This is a genomic window from Bradyrhizobium sp. P5_C11_2 (assembly GCF_054049755.1).
In genome coordinates this window covers 1-3,537 of sequence record NZ_JBFULT010000679.1, presented here as the reverse complement: position 1 = coordinate 3,537, position 3,537 = coordinate 1, and the positions used below count along the sequence as shown (strand labels likewise).

General features: G+C 62.7%; 1 protein-coding gene and 1 pseudogene. Both read left to right on the top strand.

Translation table 11 applies throughout. From position 1 onward, the window contains the following. Positions 1 to 1,167 (top strand): O-linked N-acetylglucosamine transferase, SPINDLY family protein (locus ACXJL8_RS36745; protein ID WP_456686592.1); only part of this gene is annotated, 1,167 nt, incomplete at its 5' end. A 117-nt stretch (positions 1,168 to 1,284) separates the two neighbouring features. Beyond that, positions 1,285 to 3,525, top strand: a pseudogene (locus tag ACXJL8_RS36740) (O-linked N-acetylglucosamine transferase, SPINDLY family protein). The last annotated feature ends 12 nt before the right edge of the window (positions 3,526 to 3,537 follow it).

Here is a 3,537-nt window from a genome sequence, read left to right as displayed (position 1 = left end):
GATCAGATCGGCGCCAAACTTCCGCAAAGGGCGCTATCGCCGCGCAAGCTCGATCCGGACAGACAGATCGTGATCGGATATGTCGCTTCCGAATTCAGGCAGCATTCGGCAGCGTACTCCCTGTTGCCGGTGATGCGCCATCATGATCACGCCAAGTTCAAGATCGTCTGCTATTCCTGCTGGCCGTTGCAGGATGAGATGACCGAGAATTTCAAGGCTTGCGCAGACGTCTGGGTCGAGGCCGCGCAATTTTCGGACGACGAGCTGGCCGATCGTATCCAGGCCGACGGGATCGATATTCTGATCGATGTGTCCGGACATACGACCGGCAGCAGGCTCCATGTCTTCGCCCGCAAGCCGGCCCCCATCCAGGTCACGGGTTTCGGCCACGCGACAGGTACGGGTCTTCAGACCATGGACTACGTGCTCGCGGATCCGATCTTCATTCCGCAATCGGCGCGTCATCTGTTGGCCGAAAAGGTCTATGATCTGCCGAGCCTGATCACGATCGACCCCATCCTTGATGTGCCGCCGTCGGAGCTTCCCATGCTCCGCAATGGCTATGTGACCTTCGGCGTGTTCAACCGCATCTTCAAGATTTCCGACGAGGCCATGCGAGTGTGGTCGAAAGTGATGCGCGAGGTGACGGGATCAAAGATCGTCATCAAGAACGGACTGCTCGACGATCCAATGCTGCGCGACCGCCTGGTTGCGCGATTCGTGGCACAGGGCATTGCCGAGGAGAGCGTCATCTGCATGGGCACGACCCCGCGCACCGACCATCTGCGGGCCTTTGCGAATGTCGACATTTCGCTCGATACTTTCCCGCAAAACGGCGGCATCAGCACCTGGGAATCCCTCTATGCGGGCGTTCCGGTCGTCGCCAAGCTCGGCAACGGCTCCTCCTCGCGCGCCGGCGGATCGATCGTAGCGGCCGTCGGTCTTGGCGACTGGGTTGCCGATGACGACGAGGGCTATGCCGCGATCGCGTGCAAATATGCCAGCCAGCCCGCCCATCTGGCGAAGCTGCGCGCCGATCTGCCAGCTCAGATCGCAGCCTCACCCGCCGGCAACGTCGAACTCTACACGCGCGAGGTCGAAGCGGGCTATCGCCAGTTCTGGCGCGACTATTGTGCCGCGGCCTCGGAAGGCGAAGACGTTGCGTAGGCAAGTCAGCTGCGCCGGGCACCGGGAAATCCCGGAGGTGCTGCCGGTCCAGCCGACCGGCCGGGACGGCTTGCGAATCAGYTAGACTCTTCCCGGGCCATCCTCCGGAGAGASACCTTGCAGAGCAGCGSCGGYGCGCGCGCATTCCAGAAYGCGCGATTGCAGAAGAAAYTGAAGAAGCAGGYGGASGSCRTYSTYTCCGMCGCGGCSRSCGCCTATGGCCRGGGCAGRTATGCGGAGACCGAGGCGCTCTGCCGYCAGATCCTGSAMGYKGTTCCKGAYCATKTCGACGCCACGCACCTGCTCGGCATGTGCGCGCATGACGGCCGGCGTCTGGAGGAGGCGCAAGAGCTGCTCGAGCGCGTGATTGCGCTCGATCCGCGCCTGCACGATGCCCATAACAACCTCGCGACGGTGCATTTCGACCTCGGCAATTTCGAAGAGGCGCGGCGGTGCCAGGAGAGGGCCATCGCGCTGAAGCCGAATTTCGCGGTCGCGCTGACCAATCTCGGCAACACGTTGATGCATCTGGGGCTGTACGGACAGGCGCTCGAGCTGCACGAGCGCGCCATCAAGCTGAAGCCGGACTATGCCGATGCGTTCTGCAATCGCGGCATGGTCGAGATGTTGCTTGGACAGGTCGAGCGCGCCAGGGAAAGTTTCGATCGCGCCCTGCTATTTCAGCCGCGTCACGCGGAGGCAATCGTCGGCAAGGGCATGGTCAGCGTCGAGCTGCGGCACCACGACGAGGCGGCGGCCAAGTATGCCATGGCGCTCGCGATCAAGCCCGGCTCGCCGAGGATCCTGGCCCAGCGTGGGCGGCTCAATTACGAGCTGTCGCGCCCGGACCAGGCGCTTGCGGATTTCGAGGCGGCGCTTGCGATCTCGCCCAAGCTCGAACTGGCCCTCCGGGGCAAGGCGCAGGCCTGCCTCCTGATGGGAAGGACCGCGCAGGCGATGGCGGCGGCAACGGCCTTGATCGAGCAAAATCCGCGCTCCGAGATCGGGTTGGCGCTGATGGGCTTCGCTTATTCGAACCAGGGAGACATGGACACCGCGATCGAATATCTCGATCGCGCGCTGGCGATCATGCCGAACTACGGGGATGCGATCAGGGGAAAGATCTTCTTGCAGGATTACCGCGCCGAGGCCGATTTCGCGGTCCAGCAGGCGGTGCGAAGAGATTGGTGGGACTTGATCGGCTCCAAGCTGCCGCGACGGAAGCTGCCGAAGCGGCCGCTCGATCCGGAARAGCGGATTGTGGTCGGCTATGTCGCTGCCGAATTCCGGCAACACTCGGCGGGGCTCACCCTTCTGCCGGTGTTGAGCCATCATGATCACGCCAGATTCGAAATCATCTGCTATTATAGTTGGCCGGGAGAGGACGACTACACCGCCCGGTTCAAGTCATTGGCGGACGTCTGGGTCAACGCCTGGCAGCTTTCGGACGACGAACTCGCCGATCGCATCCAGGCCGACAATGTCGACATCCTGATCGACGTTTCGGGCCACACAACCGGCAACAGGCTGCAGGCTTTCGCGCGGAAGCCGGCCCCGATCCAGGCCACTGGCTTCGGACACGCGACCGGCACGGGCATGCAGACCATGGACTATGTGCTCGCGGATCCCATTTTCATTCCGCCATCGGTTCGGCATTTGTTTGCCGAAAAAATCCACGATCTGCCGTGCCTGATCACGATGGAACCCGTCTCGGATCTGCGGCCTTCCGAGCTTCCCATGCTGCGCAACGGCTATGTCACCTTCGGCGTGTTCAACCGCATCTACAAGATATCGGATGATGCGATCCGTGTGTGGTCGCGCATCATGCGCGAGGTTCCGGGATCCAAGATCGTCCTCAAGCACGGCCTGCTCGATGACCCATTGCTGCGCGATGGCCTGATCGCGCGTTTCGTGGCGCAGGGCATTGCCGAGGAGAACATCACCTGCCTGGGCTCGACCTCGCGCGACGACCACCTGTCGGCCTTCGCCGATATCGATATTTCGCTCGACACGTTCCCGCAAAATGGCGGCATCAGCACCTGGGAATCGCTCTACAAGGGCGTTCCCGTCGTGGCCAAGCTCGGCAACGGAGCCTCCTCGCGCGCCGGTGCCTCCATCGTGACCGCCGTCGGCCTCGGCGATTGGGTCGCCGAGGATGACGAGGGCTATGTCGAGATCGCCCGCAAATTTKCGACGCAGCCCGCTCATCTGGCGAAGTTGCGCGCGGAGTTGCCGGCTCAGATCGCGGCCTCGCCCGCCGGCAATGTCGAAATCTACACGCGTGAGCTCGAAGCGGGTTACCGCAAGTTCTGGCGCGAATATTGTGCCGCGGCTTCGGAAAGCGGCGACCCTGCGTAGGCATGTCAGGTG